This is a genomic window from Prosthecobacter sp., assembly GCF_046154365.1.
Lineage (GTDB): Bacteria > Verrucomicrobiota > Verrucomicrobiia > Verrucomicrobiales > Verrucomicrobiaceae > Prosthecobacter.
In genome coordinates this window covers 22,380-41,950 of record NZ_JBJXFV010000152.1, presented here as the reverse complement: position 1 = coordinate 41,950, position 19,571 = coordinate 22,380, and the positions used below count along the sequence as shown (strand labels likewise).

General features: G+C 61.2%; 17 protein-coding genes. 7 read left to right on the top strand and 10 right to left on the bottom strand.

Features of this window, described 5'->3' with window-relative positions; translation table 11 throughout:
- Position 1: 1 nt before the first annotated feature.
- From ACKVY0_RS19070 to ACKVY0_RS19040, 7 genes are all read right to left on the bottom strand, one after another.
- Positions 2-2,479, bottom strand: coding sequence for an N-6 DNA methylase (locus tag ACKVY0_RS19070; RefSeq protein WP_409216427.1), 2,478 nt, complete (start codon positions 2,477-2,479; stop codon positions 2-4).
- 72 nt (positions 2,480-2,551) lie between these two features.
- Complete coding sequence (locus tag ACKVY0_RS19065) at positions 2,552-3,523, bottom strand: DUF932 domain-containing protein (protein WP_409216426.1); 972 nt, start codon at positions 3,521-3,523, stop codon at positions 2,552-2,554.
- Positions 3,524-3,529: 6 nt separating this feature from the next.
- Positions 3,530-3,664, bottom strand: coding sequence for a hypothetical protein (locus ACKVY0_RS19060; RefSeq protein ID WP_409216425.1), 135 nt, complete (start codon positions 3,662-3,664; stop codon positions 3,530-3,532).
- A 95-nt stretch (positions 3,665-3,759) separates the two neighbouring features.
- Entirely contained in the window at positions 3,760-4,191 is a 432-nt protein-coding gene (locus tag ACKVY0_RS19055) for a dual specificity protein phosphatase family protein (RefSeq protein ID WP_409216424.1), read from the bottom strand.
- Positions 4,192-4,276: 85 nt separating this feature from the next.
- Positions 4,277-4,963: a vWA domain-containing protein gene (locus ACKVY0_RS19050; RefSeq protein WP_409216423.1), complete on the bottom strand. Its 687-nt coding sequence runs from the start codon at positions 4,961-4,963 to the stop codon at positions 4,277-4,279.
- Between the two features lie 18 nt (positions 4,964-4,981).
- Positions 4,982-5,560, bottom strand: a complete 579-nt coding sequence (locus tag ACKVY0_RS19045; protein WP_409216422.1) for a hypothetical protein — start codon at positions 5,558-5,560, stop codon at positions 4,982-4,984.
- A 53-nt stretch (positions 5,561-5,613) separates the two neighbouring features.
- Positions 5,614-6,222 carry a hypothetical protein gene (locus ACKVY0_RS19040; protein WP_409216421.1) on the bottom strand — a complete coding sequence of 203 codons (609 nt, stop codon included), beginning with the start codon at positions 6,220-6,222 and terminating at the stop codon, positions 5,614-5,616.
- 91 nt (positions 6,223-6,313) lie between these two features.
- On the opposite strand from ACKVY0_RS19040, the gene ACKVY0_RS19035 reads away from it, so the two are divergent.
- On the top strand, positions 6,314-7,360 hold the full coding sequence (locus tag ACKVY0_RS19035) for a helix-turn-helix transcriptional regulator (RefSeq protein WP_409216420.1): 1,047 nt from the start codon (positions 6,314-6,316) through the stop codon (positions 7,358-7,360).
- 46 nt (positions 7,361-7,406) lie between these two features.
- Here the strand turns inward: ACKVY0_RS19035 and ACKVY0_RS19030 are convergent, their stop codons facing one another.
- Positions 7,407-8,432: an Ig-like domain-containing protein gene (locus ACKVY0_RS19030; RefSeq protein WP_409216419.1), complete on the bottom strand. Its 1,026-nt coding sequence runs from the start codon at positions 8,430-8,432 to the stop codon at positions 7,407-7,409.
- 198 nt (positions 8,433-8,630) lie between these two features.
- A complete protein-coding gene (locus tag ACKVY0_RS19025) occupies positions 8,631-9,743 on the bottom strand; it encodes a hypothetical protein (RefSeq protein WP_409216418.1) in 1,113 nt (370 codons plus the stop codon).
- A 150-nt stretch (positions 9,744-9,893) separates the two neighbouring features.
- Here ACKVY0_RS19025 and ACKVY0_RS19020 point away from each other — a divergent pair, with 150 nt between their 5' ends.
- The 6 genes from ACKVY0_RS19020 (at position 9,894) to ACKVY0_RS18995 (ending at position 16,279) form a co-directional block, all read left to right on the top strand.
- Positions 9,894-10,754: a PEP-CTERM sorting domain-containing protein gene (locus ACKVY0_RS19020; RefSeq protein ID WP_409216417.1), complete on the top strand. Its 861-nt coding sequence runs from the start codon at positions 9,894-9,896 to the stop codon at positions 10,752-10,754.
- A gap of 74 nt (positions 10,755-10,828) precedes the next feature.
- The gene (locus ACKVY0_RS19015) at positions 10,829-13,009 is read left to right on the top strand and encodes a transglycosylase domain-containing protein (protein WP_409216416.1); all 2,181 of its coding nucleotides are present in this window, start codon (positions 10,829-10,831) and stop codon (positions 13,007-13,009) included.
- A 39-nt stretch (positions 13,010-13,048) separates the two neighbouring features.
- On the top strand, positions 13,049-13,321 hold the full coding sequence (locus ACKVY0_RS19010; RefSeq protein WP_409216415.1) for an addiction module protein: 273 nt from the start codon (positions 13,049-13,051) through the stop codon (positions 13,319-13,321).
- Positions 13,318-13,638, top strand: a complete 321-nt coding sequence (locus ACKVY0_RS19005; protein ID WP_409216414.1) for a hypothetical protein — start codon at positions 13,318-13,320, stop codon at positions 13,636-13,638. The genes ACKVY0_RS19010 and ACKVY0_RS19005 overlap by 4 nt, the downstream gene beginning before the upstream one ends.
- A gap of 30 nt (positions 13,639-13,668) precedes the next feature.
- Entirely contained in the window at positions 13,669-14,244 is a 576-nt protein-coding gene (locus tag ACKVY0_RS19000; protein WP_409216413.1) for a hypothetical protein, read from the top strand.
- A gap of 61 nt (positions 14,245-14,305) precedes the next feature.
- Complete coding sequence (locus ACKVY0_RS18995) at positions 14,306-16,279, top strand: amidophosphoribosyltransferase (protein ID WP_409216412.1); 1,974 nt, start codon at positions 14,306-14,308, stop codon at positions 16,277-16,279.
- A 601-nt stretch (positions 16,280-16,880) separates the two neighbouring features.
- Here the strand turns inward: ACKVY0_RS18995 and ACKVY0_RS18990 are convergent.
- A complete protein-coding gene (locus ACKVY0_RS18990; protein WP_409216411.1) occupies positions 16,881-19,526 on the bottom strand; it encodes a right-handed parallel beta-helix repeat-containing protein in 2,646 nt (881 codons plus the stop codon).
- Positions 19,527-19,571 lie beyond the last annotated feature (45 nt).

The window sequence follows — 19,571 nt, the reverse complement described above, 5'->3', positions numbered from 1 at the left end:
TTCATAGCTTGGCTCCCATTCGTTTGAGGTGTCCGTCCACTTTCGCGGCCAGGGCGGCCACTTCATCGGTGAGCTGCGGCAGCGGGGTGGCGTAGCGTTCGGCGAGCTGGCGGATGCGGCCGGTGAGGGTCTGGGAGACGCGGTCCAGCTCGCCCTGCACGGCGGCGGCGAGGGTGGCGAGCCATTTGTCGTCCACGACGAGGATCTGGATGTCGGTCTCGGTGAGCGTGGGGTATTTGGCGTCGAGCTTGGCCTCCAGGTCGTCCTGCGCGGTCTTGAGCCGGGTCTTGGTGTCGGCCTGCTGGTCGAGCAGCGCGGCGTAGGCTTCAAGGGCCTGGCGTTCTTCGGCATCGTCCTTGTCTTTGCCGATGTCCTTGAGGCGGGCCTTGAGGGCTTTGGCGGTGATTTTCTGCTTATCGCCCTCGCCTTCGATGACTTCGGCGAGCAGCCCGTCCTCGCCGCTGTGTTCCTCCCGCATCTCATCAAGCTGCTGCTCAAGGCTGGCGAGTTCGGCCTCCAGGGCGGCGATGGCATCGCGTTCGGCGGCGAAGTAGCGGGCGATGAGCAGGGCGGCGGGGACGAGGTCGGACTTGAAGCGGCGTTTGCCCTTTTTGAAGTCTTCCTTCTCGGGCCAGATGAGTTTGCCCTCCTTATTCTTCACCTGAACGATCTCACGCGGCCTGGCCCCGGCGATCCAGCCGACATCGGCGACGAGGTAGCAATCGTCCTGCATGGTCTCGGCCCAGTAGTCCATGAGGTGCTGATAGACATCGTAGGCATCCAGCAGCGGCGCGGACTTGAAGGTGGCCAGCAGGTCCTCGGCGATGGTCTCGATGAGCGGCTTCGGGTGGCCGTCCTTGGCGAGGCCTTTCAGCAGCGGCACGCTGGCGGTCTGCCATTTCGTGAAGAGCTTCTTCGCCTTGGTGGTGAAGGCAGTGAACTCGGCATGGGCGAAGATGGTGGCCTTGATTTCGGAATGCGGAATGCGGAGTGCGGAATAGCCGGGACGGAGCGTCTGGAATAAAACGGAGCGCACGCCGGGCATGATTTTCCAATAACCGCCGAAGGCATCGAGATCGTTCTCGGGGATGCCGCCGCGCAGGTGGGCGTCGATGTCCTGGAGGTCCTCGGGCTCGGTGCTGTCGATGTAGCGCGGGAGGTTGAGGTTGTAGTCGTTCTTCGGGTCGGCGATTTCTGCGACGGGCACCATGCGGGCGTAGCGCGGGTCGCTTTCCTCCTGCCGGGTGAAGGTGTCCACGATCTTGTGGATGTCCTGCTCGCGGAGGCGGTTCTTCGGGCCGTCTTTCTTGAAGCCCTTGGAGGCATCAATCATGAAGATGCCTTTGCGCGCCTGGGCGTTTTCCTTGTCGAGCACGAGGATGCAGGCCGGGATGCCGGTGCCGTAAAAGAGATTGGCTGGCAGGCCGATGATGGCCTTGAGGTAGCCGGAGCGGACGAGCTGCTGTCGGATGACGCCTTCGGCATTGCCGCGGAAGAGCACGCCGTGCGGGAGAATGCAGGCGGCTTTGCCGGTGCTCTTGAGGCTGCGAATGATGTGCAGGAGGTAGGCGTAGTCGCCCTGCTTGGCGGGCGGCACGCCCCAGGTGAAGCGCTGGAATAGATCTGCGGACGTGGTGAGGCCGGTGGACCAGGCTTTGTCGGAGAAGGGCGGATTGGCGACGACGTAGTCGTAGGTGCGGAGTGCCTCGCCGTCCTTGAACTTGGGGTCGAAGAGGGTGTTGCCTGAAAGCACGTTCGCCGTGGGGAAGTCGTGCAGGATCATGTTCATGCGGGCGAGACCGGCGGTGGTCACGTCCTTTTCTTGGCCTTCGAGCGTGATGTGCTTGCCCGCTTCGGCGGCGACCTTCAATAACAACGAACCGGAGCCGCAGGTGGGGTCGTAGGCGGTAGTGGCGGCGATGGAGTTATGCGGCCCGATGCCGATGACCTTGGCCATGATGCGGCTGACCTCCGATGGGGTGTAGAACTGGCCTTTGCTCTTCCCGCTCTCGCTGGCGAAGTGCCGCATGAGATACTCATAGGCGTCGCCGAGGATGTCGTCGTTCTCGGCCCGGTTCTGGGAGAAATCGAGGGCGGGGTTCTCGAAGATGGAGATGAGGTTGCCGAGCTTCTCGACCTTCTGCGCCCCGTCGCCGAGTTTGTTCGAGTCGTTGAAGTCCGGGAAGTCGCTGCGGGCGAGGCGGGAGTTCGCATCGATGAGCGGCTGGATGACCTGGGTGTTGATCTTGTCGCCGATGTCGCCCTTGCCCTTGAGGGCGACCATGTCCTTGAAGCACGCACCCTTCGGAATGACCACCGGCGGGGCAAAGTCATCGCTGTCGCCGTATTTGTCGGAGACGTATTTGATGAAGAGCATGAACAGGACGTAGTCCTTATACTGGCTGGCATCCATGCCGCCCCGGAGTTCATCGCACGAGGCCCAGAGGGAGGAGTAGAGGTCGGATTTCTTGATGGCCATTCGGGGGGAGACGTTCAGAGGAGCGTCTGAACGATCAAAGCGGGTGATCGAGGAAGAGGCAAGGAATCGGTTTTAATTCCGTCCCGGAATCGAGCGACCTGCCAAACCTGCCTCCCATGCTGGAATCCACCCATTCAGATCGAATCCGGCTGTCTGGCTGTGACGGGCTAACTCCTTGAGCCAGCGGCCCGAGCGTTTCTCAATGGTGTCCCGATCCTTTTGGAACAAGGGACTGTCCGGTGGACGAGCGGCGATGTCCGTGAGGGTGTTGAAGACGGCGTATGCATTGGAGCCGAGTTCCTTCAGGTAGCCACCCAACCGTGCGGCGAAGTCGTCGGTCAAGACTTGCAACCCCTCCCTCCGCGTTGGTTTGTCGTCGCATTTGGCGGCTGGTAGTCGCAGGACGGTGTTCAAAGCCAGGGTGGACTGGTCGGTGGTCATGCCGATGCTGCGGACGCTAGTGAGGAACTTGGAAAATTCGTCCCACATCTGCGGCAGGCTGCGGGAGGTGATCTCGATCTTCAATTGCGCCAGAGCCTCCTTGCTGTGGGAGGCTTTGATGGTGGCGACTTCTTCCTCGAAGATGACGCCGTTGGAGCAGTGCTTGCGCATGAAGCCGATGTCGAAGCGGAGGGCACGGGCACCGTTGAAGCTGTTGGCCACGCGGAGGAAGGGGGTGAAGGGATCGTCTTTTTTGATCTCGCTGTCCCAGTAGTTCAGCACATGTGTTTTATGCATGAGGTCGATGAAGGCGTAGCTGAGGGTGCGTGGTGCGGCGGCACGTTTGGCTTCCCATTCGACCGATGAGAGTCCAGGGAAGGCTTTCTCGCAGACATCACGAGCCAGATTCACCGCTTCCTGATTGGTGACGACGCGGTAGTCACGACTGACGACACCGAGCACGAGGCCGGTGAGCTTGTTCACGAGAGCTTTCTTGCCGGGGATGTTGATACGACGGGTGCTGCCGTTCGAGCCGACGACGGCTTCGATAGGGACATGATCCACATCAAAAAGGAGATCATGGACGGAGGTTTGGAGTTTCATATGGGTTCAAGTGGGCAGGTCATCTTGCTGACGGAGCTGGCAGGCCAGGCAGCCGATGCTTGAGGCTGCAAGCACGAGTGCGACGGCGAAGATGCCCGACAGGAGGGCGATGAGGCTGCCGAGGAGGGTGAAGGCTGCCATGAAGCTCAAGGGAGAGGGCGTCAGGATGGCCCTGACCGGAGCATGGCGTGTCACTCTACGGACAAGGCGCTGATGCCAAGGGCGGCGGCGGTTGGTCATGCGATCCTCCCATCATTATTCACATCCCACACGGATAGCAGTTCTTCCGGTGAAACGGTCTCTGGCCGTTTTGCGTGGATGAATGCCAACGCCTGCCGCAGATCCCAAGCGTTCTGCCGCACGAGATGAGCGGCCACCACCATGACGGAGCGGCTTTTGCCCGCGTGGCAGTGGACCAGCAGCTTCGGATGATTCAGCGCATACTGCCCCACGAGTTTCACGGCACGGGCGAAGATGTATGGATCATTGCCCGGCCCGTCGTGCAGGTTGAGGCAGGTCAGCGCCTCGACGCCGCAGTCTTCCGGCTTGCAGCCAGAGAGCAGACCATTGAGGCAGAGGATGGAGCGAATGCCGGCTGCTTCTCGTGCGACACGGTCTTCGGCGTCGATGAAGTTGCCGATGGCGATGGTCTCGGTGATGAAGGTCATGGGAGAAGGGGGAAAAGCAGAAATGGGAAAGTGGAAATTGGAAATTGGAAATCTGAAGTGCTGAAGGTCTGATTTTTTGTTTTTTTCATTTCTGCTCTTCTTCCGGCTTTGCCTCCTCTTCTTTGACGATCTGATCCATGGGCTTGGCGTCGTCCTCCACAGCCTGCGCATCCATGGTGCCGCTGCTTTTCATGCGCATGGCGCGCACTTTACGGGACATGGCGCTGCCGGTGGAGGTCACACCCTTCATGCTGTAGCTGACGTTCCCCGAAGTGCAGGCGTCGATGCGCATGGTGGCGGCGGTGGCGATGGCGTCTTGATTTGCAGCGAGAAAGATGAACTCCCAGCCTTTGTCATCGCGGTAGAGGCGGATGAGATCGCTGATGTGCTTCACGGTGTAGTCGCTGGACGCGTTCTCCATGCCGTCGGTGAAGACGGTGATGATGACCTTGTCGGGCTGGCTGGCGGCAGGGAGTTTTTGCAGGCGCGTGTCGGTATCTTTGATGGTGCGGCCAATGGCATCGAGCAGCGCGGTGCTGCCGCGCGGGACGTAGGTGGCGGCGGTGAGCTGTGGCACGTCCTGCAAACGCAGCGCGGCGATGGGCACCTCGTAGGCATCATCAAACTGGATGAGCGTGAGGCGGGCCTCGCCAGGGACATCGAGCTGGGTTCTGACGAAGTCATTGAAGGCGGTGACGGCGGGTTCCTGCATGGGCTGCATGGAACCGGAGCGGTCGAGGATGTAGGCGATTTCGGTGAGGTGTGGGTTCATGGGATTGGGATGGGTGAGTTAGGGGTTATCGGTCTGTGAGATGGCGGCCTGCTCGGCCATTTCCTCCTCCACAGCGGCTTCAAGCTCGGCTCTGGAAGCGTTCCGTTTGGCTGTCATTTCTGCCTGCGTCAGTGGCGGACCAGATCGTGGCGGCGGTGGTGGCACGGGAAACCACTGGCTGATGAGGGAGTCCTCCGGTTCGAGATGATCGAGCGCGATTCTTCGCACTGGACGCACCTTCTCCATCTGCTGCTCCAAAAAGGCCTGACAGCGCGGACTTTGCCAAAACAGCGCCAATGACTGGCGGTCACGCTCGTCGAGGTGCTCTGGCAGACGGTGGAAGGTGTAACCGCTGTCCACGAGCGTTAAATGCGCAGGCACTGGCAACGAGAGCGCATTCAGCTCGGGAGCAGTCGCGCAGTCCGCCCCCAATGGCAGCAGCCACATCAGGCGCATGTAGCGGCGCAGGTCGTCCGTGCCATGAATCATGCGCACGTCCGGTATGTGCAGACCGCTGCCGTTGCCCGCTCTGTGAAGCAGTTCATCGAGCGGCTTGCTGTTGATGCAATAATGAATGCCTGAGGGGAGAAGGGCCATGGTAGATGGAGGGGTCGGAAACAAAGGGCGTGGAGTGGTGAATGGTGAGAGGCTCATGCCAGCCAGTCGCGCTGGGTGAAGACGGGCACCTCCTGGCGCTCGCAGAGGCGGATGGTGTGGGCGGTGCCGCCACTGGTGGGGCCGATGTTGTTGATGAAGAAGAGCGCCACGGTGGCAGGAGCAAGGCGCAAACCAGGACTGCCGAAGACTTTCAAGGCGTCGCGCACGAGATACTGCGCCTTGGCGTAGGCGGGATTGCCGGACTGGCCGCGCAGATAGAGATCGAAGAGGCGATGATTCTCGGGCGATGCGGCAAAAGATTCACGAGCAAGGTGGTGGCGCTCTTCCAAGGGCAGATCGTCCAAGGCTAGGCAGGAGGCGGAAGCGGGACGGCGTGAGCGACCCATGCCAGGTGTGGGCAGAACGAGCTGCAGCTTTGCACCCGGAACGGTGGCGACGCCTGCGGCAAACGCTTCATCGGTGCCGATGGCATTGCCACTGCGGAACACGGCCAGGGGGAAAGCTTCTGCCAAACGCCGACCTACGTCAGCGAGTGCCTGCCGTTTCTCGGCAGGAAGCTGGCGGGTGCCTTCCAGCAGGATCACGGGAGTGGTCGTGCTGCTGAGCAGGGGCTGGAGTTGAGCGAGAATGTGGGAGCGCATGTGCGAGTGGTCTGAACACACGCATCCTCGCACAGGGGGTCGGACATTTGCGGGGCGACAGACGAACTTTCTGCGGTATTTCTTCGCTAACATGTCCAAAGCATCTGCCTCCCGAAGATCACGAACCAAAGATCCTCTTCCCGCTTCGGTCATCCGCAAAGGCACCAGTCGAGTCGCCATGTGGCGGGTGCTGGAGATCCACAAGATCGTGCAGACAGGCAAACATCCGAACTGTTCCAGCCTGGCGGCAGAGATCGAAGTGACGCCGAAGACGATCCAGCGCGACATCACTTTCATGCGGGACCAGTTGGATCTGCCGCTGGAGTATGATCAGCTCAAGCATGGCTACTACTACACGCGGCCGGTGCATGAGTTCCCTATGCTGCATCTCTCGCGCAATGACTTGGTGGCCTTGTTCCTGGCACGTCATGCGCTGGAGCCGCTGCGGGGCACGCGTCTGGAGCGCATGCTGAGCGAGAGCTTCAGCAAAATTGCGGAAGCATGCCCCGGCGAGATTTCTATCGAGTGGCATGAGCTGGACGAGGCTTTCTCGGTGAAGGCATCGGGTGTGCTGCCGGCAGATGTGACGTTGTTTGGCGATCTGCTGGATGCGGTGCGGGCCTGCCGGGAGGTGAACTTTGATTATCACAAGCTCACCGGCAGCAAACCCGAGCAGCGCACGGTGCAGCCTTATCACGTGGGCCAGATCGAGCACGGTTGGTATTTGCTGGCCTACGATCCAGCACGGAAAGCGGTGCGGACCTTTGCCCTGCAACGCATCACGAACCTGAGCCTGCTGAAGACGAAGTTCGTGCGCGATCCACGCTTCAATGCACGCGATCATCTCGGCGGCGGCTTTGGCGTGTGGAGCTATGCGGGCGAGGAGCAGCGCAAGCACGAGGTCCACATCCGCTTTGAAGGCTATGCCGCACGCGTGGTGGCCGAGCGCCTGTGGCACTCCACGCAGGCCATCAGAAAGCTCAAACCCGATGGCAGCGTCATCGAGTTTCAGGCCGACCTGTCCGGGTTGGAGGAAATCACCCGCTGGGTGCTGAGCTGGGGCCGACATGCCAAGGTGCTGCGGCCCGGAGTCTTGCGCGATGCCGTGCAAGCCGAGGCGCGGGCGATGCTGGAGTGAACGAAGGGAGCGCAACCGCGAATACAACCGCCGCGCCGGGCGGCCCTCACTCACCAATTTCAAACCGCAGCAGCGTCACCTGCGCTGGCTGCGCCGGCTGATCCCGATCCACCTCAAAGGGGCCGAGCAGGTTGTTCCCGGCGAGGTCTTCGAGCAGTGGGTCGATGACGATTTCATAGCGGCCGGGCGGCCACTCAGCCGCAGGGATCAACGACCACGAACGAGCATCGGTGGCGACATGGATCACTCCCTTCACCGCTTGATCGCCACTGCGGACGTGCAGCGCAGAGTTCAGCATGGCGGGATCGAGCGCTTCATCGAACAGGAGGTGCAGTGGATCACGCGTGCTGCGTTTCGGCGCGGTAACCTTCCAACGCTGCGGCTCAGGACAGGCGTGATCGACGGCCCCGGCGGTGATCCAGAACGTGTACTTCTGTCCCAGCGGCACTCCCGCCGCGGAACGCCAGTTCGCGGCAAGCTTCAGCGTGTACGTTTCCCCTTCCTGCAGCACCGGGCCTTCGTCCGTGTTCAAATTAACGCCGGTCTTCTGTCTTCCCGGATGCAGCCAGAGCGTGAGGCGTTTGCCATCGGGCGACCACAGTTCTGTCTCACGGAATGCCCCCTGCACCACGCTGCCATCTAGGCGATGCAGGCTGATGCGGTCGAGAAACACGCCCTGCTCCATCGGCTGGCTGAAGTGCAGGTAGAACTTCAACGCGTTCGCCGGAAACGGTGTGTCGGAGGGCAGCATGGCGGCGGTGGGCGCTTCCGCCTTCGGCAGTTCAATGCGCAGGCGCTGCGTGCTCCACGAGCCGTCGGTCTTCTGGAACTCAACACGATAGCGTTCGCCCGGCACGAAGGGCAGCGCAGGTGCGAAGCGAACGGCGTCGCGCTCCTTCGACACAGTGCCAAACATCGGCGTGGCCGCATCACCGCGAAACACACGCACATCGCCGCCCTGCACCTCGATCTGGCCGACCTCGTTCACGCGCAGCTCGGCCGCCTGTGTGAGGCAGAGTGTGCCGCTCAAAACGAGCCAACCCAGGCGATGAAGACAGGAAGGAAGCGTCATGACTCGGAAAGAACGATGAAAAGCGCGGCAGCGTCCTGGAGTGCGCCGGTCTTCCGGCGCTTTCGAACATCCGACGGCACACGCAAAGCTCCAAAACGCTGGCGCGTCAAAGCGCGCACCAATGATGAGCGGTCATGACACATAGCATGCAAGCGAACGCCAGAAACGGGCCGAGGATAGCCCTGCTCGTTGGATTCCTCACGGCAGCGCGGCGACTTCGAGGCTCAGCGTGCCCTCGGTGTCACGCAGCACGATGGCCTCGGTGTTGCTCAGCTTGTCCACCTGCACGGCACCGAACAGCGCATCGACGATCTCGATGCCCTCGGGGCCTTTGGACTCCTTCTCATCACGTCGTGCGGCGTTTTCGTTCGTCTTCTCCGGCGTCTTGGCGTCGAGGTAGTCCATGCTGATGCGCGCGCCCCACATCTTGCTGGGGCCAAAGGCGTTCTGCTTGAAGCGCTGCGTGTGGACCACGAGCCACTCCTTGCCGCTCTTGTCCGTGTAGCTGAACAGATCGAGCGGACGATTGCCGCTGCCAAGCTCCACCATGCTCACGCCTTTGACCTGTGCGCCGCTCTGGATGTCATCGACTTTGAACTTCGCCACCGGCGTGCAGGCGAAAGCGCCGACGACAAACGTGCCTTCCTTCGATTGATACGGGACGAAGCTCTGAATCGGGGCCTTCGTCTCCCACTTGCGATGCGCCACATGATAGGTCTCTGCGCTGAACACGCTGGCCGTGGCGCCGTTCTTGATCGGCACGGGAATGGTGAAGATGCGGCTGGCGAATTCTTCGTTGCAGGTGCCGGTGGCAAACACGCGGTCCTTGTCGAAAGCGACGTCGGTGATGTTGGTGACCTTGCTCGTCGTGCCGCCGGGCAGCGTGACGCGCACCCAGGGCAGGGGATCGAGGTTCAGCGGTGCCACCTTGCCCGCTGCATCGACGGTGACAATGATCACCGCGTTGTCCGGACGACGCTGCACCGCCAGATAGATGCGGCCGCTGGCCTGATTCACCGCGAGATCCTTGACGGTGATGTCCTCCTTCTTCGCACCGAGGCCGTCGGCAATCGCCCCGCCGACATCAGCCAAGGTTTTTTTGAGCACGGCCTTCGTCGCGCCGGTGTCACCGGTTTGAATGGCGAGAATGCTGGCGGTGGCCGGTTCGGCGACGAGCAGCAGCCCCTCTGGGCCAAAGCTGATCGAACTGAGTGAAGCCAGCTTCAAACCGCCCTTCTGGGGCGATTCGATGAGCGCGGCGGAGGCCGCAAGCGTGGTGGCAAGCAAGAGGGAGAGACAGAGTGCTTTCATGGGTTGGATGATTGGTTTCAACCGCATGGTACGGGATTCGCAGCGTGAATGTCACGCACAAAGATGCAGCGTTGCCTGCGGCGGTGGGGTTCTCCCCGCAGTCGCGGGGCTGTTCGCATCAAGGCGGTGCTTCTAGCATCAGCCACGCTCATGAAAGCTCGCAAACTCCACCTCTTCCTCCTCACCGCTCTGGCACTCACACTGGAGACCGCGCACGCGCAGTCCGTGTCACTGGATTTCAGCAATCCAGTCGGCACACCGACCGGCACCAACGGCCTCGGCGGCATGAGCTACTACCGCACGAGCACGCTCGATTTCCTCGATGTTGCCACCTCCGGCCCGGTGGTGCTCGACCTGCGTGTCACCGCCAGCACCTGGGGCGGCATGACCTTCGGCTCCGCCGCGAACTCCGGCTACTACGCGGACTACAGCTCGAACACCGGCGAGCCGAACGACGATCTCGGCGTTTATCACACCGCCACCACCACCGGACTGGGTGGTGTGCATTATGACCTGTCCTTCTATCTCGGCGGCACGGGCTTCACCACGCCTTACACCGTGGGCCAGCTCGACCTGCTCATCTATGATGTCGATGGCGAAGCTTCACAGAGCGAAAAGCTGCGCGCCTACACCGCCGAGGGCCTGGTTTCCTACCGCACTGGCAGCAATGCCGCCAGCGTGACTCCCTCCATCTTCACTGGCGGCGTGCTCTTCACCGGACCAGGGACCAACTACGCCGAGACCGATGTGAGCGGCGCTTTCATCCTCACTTATGAAAACACCAGCCACTTCCGCCTCGACTTCGAGTCCACCACCACCGGCACCGTGCCCAATGCCGTGTTCGCGTCCATCGACGGCGATCTCAGCATGCTCAACGGCGACCTCAGCGGCTTCGGTCCGGTCACCAGCGCTCCTGAACCTTCCAGCGCGCTGCTGCTGGCCGTGGCGGGGATGATGATGCAGTTTCGTCGTCGGCGCACTTCTTCCAGATCGATTCGGCGGCCCGGGTGAAAACGAAGTTCACATGGAGTTCATTGTCCGGGGCTTGATCTTTGGTCGAAAACAACGACCCGATGTGCGCCCCCATGAAAAAAACGCCCTCTGAAACCCGCAAGCCGGCGAAACCAACCTTGTCGCGCTGGCAGCGATGGAAGCGGCTGTCGCTGATCGTGGTCATGGGCGGCTCGCTGCTCTGCACGGTGACGGCGGCGGTGGTCATCGGCATCTACAGCCATCTGGCGAAGGCCTACGATCTCACTCAGCTCGGCCAGATGCCGGAGCGCACCATCGTGATGGATTACAAGGGCGAGATCCTCGGCCGCATGCATGGTGAGAATCGCATCATCGTGCCGCTGAGTGAAGTTTCCTCCTGGTTCGTCAAAGCGCTGCTGGCACGCGAAGATGCGCGCTTCTACGACCACGGCGGCATCGACTACAAGGGCGTGGCGCGTGCGATGGTGCGCAATGTGAAGGACATGCGCGTGGTGCAGGGCGCCAGCACGCTGACGATGCAGCTCGCGCGTAACAGCTTCCCCGATCTCGACGACCGCAGCATCCACCGCAAGCTGGTGGAGATGATGCTGGCCCGCCGCATCGAGAAGGCCTGCACCAAGGACCAGATCATCGAGCATTATGTGAACCGCATCTTCTACGGCCCCGGCATCTACGGTGTGCAGCGTGCCAGCCAGGTGTACTTCGGCAAGCATGCCAGCCAGCTCAATCTGAGCGAGGCGGCGATGATCGCTGGCATCATCCGCAGCCCAGTGCGCTTCTCGCCCTTCCGCAATTACGACGGCGCGATCAAGGAGCGCGATGATGTGCTCAAGCGCATGCTCGTGACCAAGGTCATCACGCCGGAGGAAGAACTGGCCGCACGCTATGCCGACATCGCTCTGCACGCACAGCCCGCGTTCCAAAACCAGGGCGGCTATGCGCTCGATGCCGTGCGGCGCGATCTCGATTTGATCCTGGAGCAGCAGGAAATCGAGGACGGCGGCCTGCAGGTGTTCACCACCTTGAACAAGGATTTGCAGGATGCCGCCGAGGAGTCGGTGGAGAAGCGTCTCGCCGCCGTGGAAAAGCAGAAAGGCTACCTGCACCCCAAGAAAGCCGACTTTGACAAGACCTGGGACGGCACACACGAGATCACCGCCACGCCTTACCTTCAGAGCGCACTCATGATGCTCGACAACAACACTGGTGCCATTCTGGCAGTCGTCGGCGGGCGTGATTATCACCACAGCAAATACAACCGCGCCACGCAGGGTGAACGCCAGATCGGCTCGACGGTGAAACCATTCGTGTACGCCGCCGGTGTCGCCGCTGGCTTCATGCCCGGCACCTTGATCAACGACGCACCGATCCAGCCCGGTGAAATCGACGGCTCTGAGCCCGGCTGGAGCCCGCAGAACTCGGACGGCAAGTTCCTCGGCCTCGCCACACTCACGGAAGGCCTCGTCAAAAGCCGCAACACCATGACCGTGCGCCTCGGCAACTATGCCGGTCTCGATCGTGTGCTCGATCTCCTCACCAACGCCGGTTTTTCCCGGCCCGCTGAACGCACATCGCAGATTTTCATCGGCAACATCGGCGGCAATCCACGCCAGCTCACCAGCGCGATCAGCATCTTCCCGAATCAAGGCTTGCGCAGGCGTCCCTTCCTCATCGACCGCATCATCGACAAGGCCGGCAACGTCATCTACCAGACCCCCGTGCTCGAAGCCGAGGTCATCACCCCCAGCGTGGCCTACATGATGCGCAACATTCTGGCGCAGGTGCTGGACCGCGGCACGGCGGCATCCTTGCGCAGTACCTACGGCTTCAAGGAACCCGGCGGCGGCAAGACCGGCACCACCAACGATTACAAAGACGCATGGTTTGCCGGCTACACCGATCGTGTGAGCTGCGGCGTGTGGGTGGGCCTCGACAAACCGCAGACGATTGTCGAGGAAGGCTACGGTGGCACGCTCGCACTGCCGATCTGGGCCGACGTGATGAAAAAAGCCGTCGCCCTCGGCTACAAGACGGAGGCTCCGAAAGCCACGCTGCCACTCTCACGCGTGTCGCTGTGCCGTGTCACCAGTCAGCTCGCCACCGACGGCTGCGGTCGCGCCGGCACCGCGTATGAGGAGGCACTGCCCTATGATCTGGTGCCGCAAAACTTCTGCGTGGAGCATCAGGGCTACGCCGCACCACCACCCCAGATGCAGCAGCCCGGCCAGCGTGGCGGCGGTCTGTTTGACCGCATTCGCGGGTGGTTTCGGTGAGGACTCGACAAACTCAGCGCGATTCATTACTATCGCGCCATGACCGCCACTGTTGAACGCCTCAAAAACGAAATCCGCAGCCTGCCCAAGGACGATCTCGACGACCTGCTGCGCGACATTCAATCTGAGTATGTGCTGCCCTCGCTCGACGACGATGAAAAATCTGTCGCTGCCGCCTGGGATGAAGAAATCAACCGGCGAGCACAGGAAGTGATGGACGGCACGGTGGAGCTGATTTCGGGTGAGGAATCTGACCGCATGATGGATGCCTTGTACGCCAAGCATGGAATCCAGCGCAAAAAAGTCGCATGAAACCCTGGCACATTCATCCAGCGGCTCAGATAGAGCTGGAGCAGGCCGCTGAGCGTTACCTTTTGATCGACGCAGAGCTGGCGGAGTGGTTCAACCATCACTACCTCAGTTACCGGCAGCAGATTTGTGGCAACCCGCTGCTCTACAACATCCGCGCTGGCATCGTTCGCCGGGTGAACCTGACGCCCCGTTTTGGCGAATACTACATCGCCTACATGCTCTGGCGTGAGCAGGTCGTCATCCTCGCCATCGCGCATGCGAAGCGCCGTCCGTATTACTGGCGGCAGCGCATTGGCGAAGCCAAGAAAATTTTCTGAACTTTGCGCTCCTCCGGCGTTTCATCACGCATGAACCCCATCCTCCGCTCCACGCTGCACGGCAGCCTTGGTTTCGCCGCTGTCAGCGTCGCCGCGTATTCCATCTGGGCCTTTGCGCCGCGCATCGCGGGCAGTGAGATCGGCATGTATGCGCTGATCGCGCTGGTTTATCTCGGCGGGGCCGGGTTGGCGCTGTGCGGGCTGTTGCACGGAGAAAACAAGCTGGGGCGTTTCTACCGCATGTTTCTGCCGGCGTTCTTCGGTTACGCGCTGTTGTGGAGTCTGGCGTGGTTTTTGATCAAGGGCCGGCCCGGCGAGTGGGTAGGTGCAGCAGCGGGAACGCTGTTCTTCGCTTTTGTTGCCTGGAATTCGTTGGGCCTTGCCCGAGGATTCTGGATCGCGGCTCTCATGCTGTTCGTGTTGCACACAGCGGGCTATTTCATCGGTGGCAAATGGATGTATGGCATCCTGGCCTCGGGCATCGAGGGCTGGGCGAAGCCGCAGGTCGCCATCGTGGCCAAACTGGGCTGGGGGTTGTTCCACGGGCTTGGCTTCGGGGCTGGAATAGGATTTGCGCTGGGATGGTGGCAAAGAAGCTCCAAATGAGAAACATTTTCCACCGGTTGCACTCCTGCCACCACCTGCCAAAGGTGGGCGCTCCTTACCGATGAGCGACCCAATCAGGCACGAGTGCGGCATAGCAGTGGTGCGGCTGAAAAAGCCGCTGGGATACTACTATCAAAAATACGGCAACGCCCTCTACGGCCTCGATGCGTTGCAGGCGCTCATGACCAAACAGCGCAACCGCGGACAGGACGGCATCGGCATCGGTTGCAGCAAGCTGGGCATGCCCCCCGGCCTGCCCTACATGTTCCGCGTGCGCAGCACCGAGAGCGTGGAACGCATCGCGCAGGTCTTTGATGACGAGCGCAAGGAGTTCAAACGCATCGCCCGCCGCATTGACAAGCAGCGCAAGGACGAGCGCGACCAGGAAGGCCGCGAATTTGTGTCCTTTGAGGACGATCCCGAGGCCATCAAACGCGAGTTCGAGATGGCGGGCGAGATTTACATCGGCCACCTGCGCTACGGCACTAGCGGTGACTTTGGCAAAGGTGCGCTGCATCCCTACATGCGCCGCACCACCTGGCCCACGCGCACGCTGATGGTGATGGGCAATTTCAACCTTACCAACACTCGCGAACTCAACGAGGTCATGATGAAGCGCGGGCAGCACCCCGTCTTCGGCACCGACACGCAGAGCGTGCTCGAAGAAATCGGCTTCCAGCTCGATGAGGCGCATACCAAGCTCTACCATGTCCTGCGTGACTCCGGCATGCCGGGGGAAAACATCCCTGCGCGCATCAGCGCGGAGCTTGATGTGACCAGCGTCGTCAAAGAATCCGCCAAACGCTGGGACGGCGGCTACAGCATCGTCGGCGTCATCGGCAATGGCGATCTCTTCGCCATGCGCGACCCCAGCGGCATCCGCCCCTGTCACTACTACGAGAATGATGAAATTTTCGCCCTCGCCTCCGAACGCGTCGCCCTCATGTCCGTGTTCGGCGTCGGTGAAGATGACACTCGCGAAGTGCCGCCAGCGCATGTGGCCGTGATCAAGGCCGACGGCAGCATGAGCATCCAGCAGTTCACGGAGCCGCGTGTGTTCAAGCCCTGCTCCTTCGAGTGCATCTACTTCTCACGCGGCAACGACTCCGCCATCTACCGTCAGCGCAAGGCACTCGGCGAGCAGCTCGTGCCGCAGGTCGTGAAGGCCATCGACAACGACTTCGAGCACACCGTGCTCAGTTTCATCCCCAACACTGCCGAGACGGCCTACTTCGGCTTTCTCGACGGCCTGCGCAAAAGCCGGCGTGGTGTCGTCAAAGAAGCGCTCATGGACATGCTCAAGCGTGGCGAACTCGATGAAGCGAAGCTCGACGATCTCGTGCTGCGCAACTGGCCGCGTGGCGAAAAAATCGCGCTCAAGGACATCAAGATGCGCACCTTCATCGCGCAGGAGACCGGGCGCGACCAGCTCGTCTCCGGCAGCTATGACATCACCTACGGCGTCGTCACGCCGAAGGACAATCTCGTCGTCATCGACGATTCCATCGTGCGCGGCACCACCTTGAAGAAAAGTTTGCTCCGCATCCTCGCCCGCACCAATCCACGCCGCATCATCGTCTGCTCCACCGCCCCGCAGATTCGTTATCCCGACTGCTACGGCATCGACATGGCCGAACTCGGCAAGTTCATCGCCTTCCAGGCCGCCATCGGCCTGCTGCGCTCGCGTGGCATGGCGCACATCGTGCGCGAGACGTACTTCGCCTGTCAGGCCGAGCTGAAAAAGCCCAAGGAAGAAATGCGCAATGCCGTGAAGGCCATCTACGCGCCCTTCACTGACGAAGAAATCTCCGCCAAGGTCGCCCAGTTGATCAGCCCCGAGGATACGCCGTGGCACGGCGACGTGGAGGTCATCTATCAAAACATCCCAAACCTGCACCGTGCCCTCGGCGCCGAATACGGCGACTGGTACTTCAGCGGTGACTATCCGACGCCCGGCGGTTACTCCGTCGTGAACCAGTCCTTCATTCTCTACTGCGAGGCCAAGGATGGCCGTGCGCACGAAGCGCTGCTGTGATGGTCTAACCCATCCCGGAGTTTTCTGGTCAATACAAAGTCCGCTGCCATACGCCCGTCCATTGCCAAGCCGGAAACCCGGCTGCTTGCGTTCGGCGTGATTTGAGGCCATGAGGCGAACCATCGTCAGGACAGCCGCACGCCTACCGAAGTCGTGGCTTGAGATCTCCCAACACCTGCGTCTGGAGATGGAAAGCCGGTGACCCGGGAAAGTGTTCCGAGGAGGGCAAGGCATTGGCGTGTTGAGTATGAAGTAAGTTTTCTTTTCTTCATCAACACCGTCGTCGGTGCCATCAACGAAATACGGCCCTAAGTGTGCAAGGTTCTTGTCCCAAATTAGTGGCTGGCGACAGCCGTCCGGGCGTCTGTCCCGACGTCGGAACCACACCGGCGCATCGACAGCCGGTCTCATGTGTGGCTCCGCACCCCAACAGCGCTCCCCCCAATTCAAGGCCTTCGGGATCGGCCAGCCACTAAATTGGGCGAAGGACGTCAATACGTCTTTCATGGCTTGTGGCGTTGGTTTGCTGGATCAATGTCCGCTTAACACAAGGTAGCAACGTGATTCACGTCAATGAACAGCTCAGTTTGTCTGGGTTCACTCACCTCTGCTCCAACTTCACGTTATCAATGAAGAACGCCGTCTTCGTGGTGCCGAGGGCGCTGAAGAGCAGGTAGTGGGCGTCGGTCCAGCCGGGTTTGGTGGCGAAGGTGAGATAGCCTTTTTTCTCGCCGTCCTGGCGGGTGAAGGAGACGGTCCAGGTGCCGGGTTTGGTGGGCGTGGTTGGGGTGGCGGCGACTTCGGGAGTGGCGGTGATGGAGACATGCACCCATTGGTTAGGTTCGACTTCAAAGGGCACAGGGCCGCTCTGCAAGCAGGGGGCGATCTTGCCATTCTGCCAACGCACATACGGACCCGCGGCGAACTCGCCCGCTTTGTTGCGCATCTCGAAGAACCAGTCGGCACCGGGTTGGGCCATGATGTCGAAGCTGACGTGGTAGGTGCCGGACTCGGCCCACTTCGGGTAGATGTCGAGCACGGGATCGTAGCTGTGCTTCAAGTCGGGGGCGTCCTGCACTTTGAGGCTGCGCTTGGAGGTTCCGCCGATGGGGGAACCGATCTCGTCGGTCACGCCGATGCTTTCGCCTTTGTTGTCGGTGGAGTATTTGGCGTTGCGAATGCCGAGGGTGCCGAGAGAGGCACGTTCGAAGCTCTGATCGACCTTGTAAGGTGGCGCGGGCCAGGGTTTGGCCTCGGTTTGCCAATTTGGGTAGTCGTGACCCTTCGCGGCGAGTTCTTGCCACTTTGCCTCGGTTTTGCGGACTCCGGCCAAGGTGAGGTCCCAGGGCTTGAAACCGAGCTTTTCGGCCGGAGAACCGGGCTTGAGGCGGAAATCGCGTTTCGCGAGATTTTCGAACATCGGGTCGGCGAACTGGCTTTCGCGATCGCGGCCCATCTTGCGCCATTCTTCCCAGGTGAAGTGGCTTTTGGTGAGCTTGGCGGGGATTTTGCCGTCGGTGGACCAGTAGAGGTTTTTGCGGAAGAGGAGGCTGTCCTTCGGATCGCCGCGATCGATCTTGTCGAAGAGCTTCCAGTTCCACTCGCCGCCATCGAGCAGCGGCGACGCGGGGTCCCACACGACGATGTTGTTCATGTAGCGGAAACGCAGACGTGCTTCGTTGCGGCTGGCCTGGATTTGCGCGGAGTTGCCGAAGGCGAAGATGTTGTTCCGCACGGTGTTGAAGTAGCCGTAGTGCTGATGAAAGCCGGCGTTCCAGGTGTCATGCACGAGGTTGTTCTCCATCAGCGTGTCGGTGGCACCTTCGTCATTGTAGAGGCCCCAGCCGCCGTAGCGATGACTGGCGATGTGATGGACGTGATTGCCACGAATGATCGTGCCGGGCGAGGTGCCGAGGCCGTAGAAGCCGCCCATGTCGCTGAGGTAAGCCCAGCCGAGATGATGGATGTGATTGTTCTCCACCAGCGTCTCACGCGACGCGGTGTCGCCATAGCCCCAGTTCCATCCGGCGCTGATGCCGGTGTAATAAAAGTCGGTGATGTCGCAATGCGTGACCGCGCAGTGCTGCGTATGCGTGAAGACCACGCCGCAGGCACTTGGATGCAGTCGCCCGCCGTGCTGGATGATGCAGTCATCGACCACGACGTGATGATTCACGCGATCATCCGCCGGACGCCCCGTTTCGCCGACATACACACCGCCGCCGCCGAGGTCGTGGAGTTGGCAATGCTTCACAGAGGAGTCCGCGCAGCCGTTTTTGAACCAGATGCCGTGCAGGCCGGTGTGTGCGATCTCGCAGTTCTCGAAGTGAATGCCGCGCGAGTCCTCGATCTCGATGCAGCCATCGCTCGTCGTCGCGGCCTGGCCGTCGTGTAGGCCATCGGCGGGATAGAGATGCTGGTTGTATTGAAACGAGATGCCCTCAAAGCACACATCGTGTGCGCCTTTCATCACGATGAACTTCGTCACCACGGGCGCGATGACTTCGGCCTTCGTCATGTCCTCGCCGGGCAGCGGGAGGTAGAGCACCTCGCCCTTCGCTTTGTCGAGAAACCACTCGCCCGGCGCATCCAGCGCGGCGCGGTAGTTTTCTATCCAGAAGCGCTGATCGGGCTCGAACTCGACGAAGGGATAACGCGAGCGGCCTTTGATCTGCACCGCGAGCGATTCCTCGTTCAGCGCCTTGATGCGACACTGCCCCACGGCCCAGGCATGCGTCACGGTGAGCAAGACGTCGTCGCGCTCCGCCTGCGGGATGCTTTTGAGCACCTCATACTGCTCCGGCGCGATGGAGAAGGCGTGGAAGTTCATGTTCTCCTTCAAATCCGCGAACACATCCGCGCCGACGGCCTCGGTGATGTGGAAGTAACCCTTGTTCGGCGAACGAGCCAGTGTGGCGCGGCGGCCATTGATCCAGAGCTGCTCAAACTTCCACGCCTTGTCCGGCAGCACGGCTTTCCACATTGCTCCGTCTTTGACCCAGCCGGTGATCGGCTGCCCAGCAGTGAAGACGGCGTTCTTGCCGCTCCACGTCACCTGCGAATCATCTTTGCCGAGTGTGATCGTCTGCGTGATTGGATGCACGCCGTCCTCGATGAGGATGCGCACCGGCTTGGGAGCCTTGCGGGCCTGTTCGAGCACGGCGGCGAGGTTGCCGGGCTTCAGCGTGAGGTCGGCAGCGGTGGTGATACCGGCGAAAATGAAAAACAGGCAGCAGGAGCGCATCATGACCGGAAAATGACTGCGGCATGAAGCACTGCAAGGATGGGAATG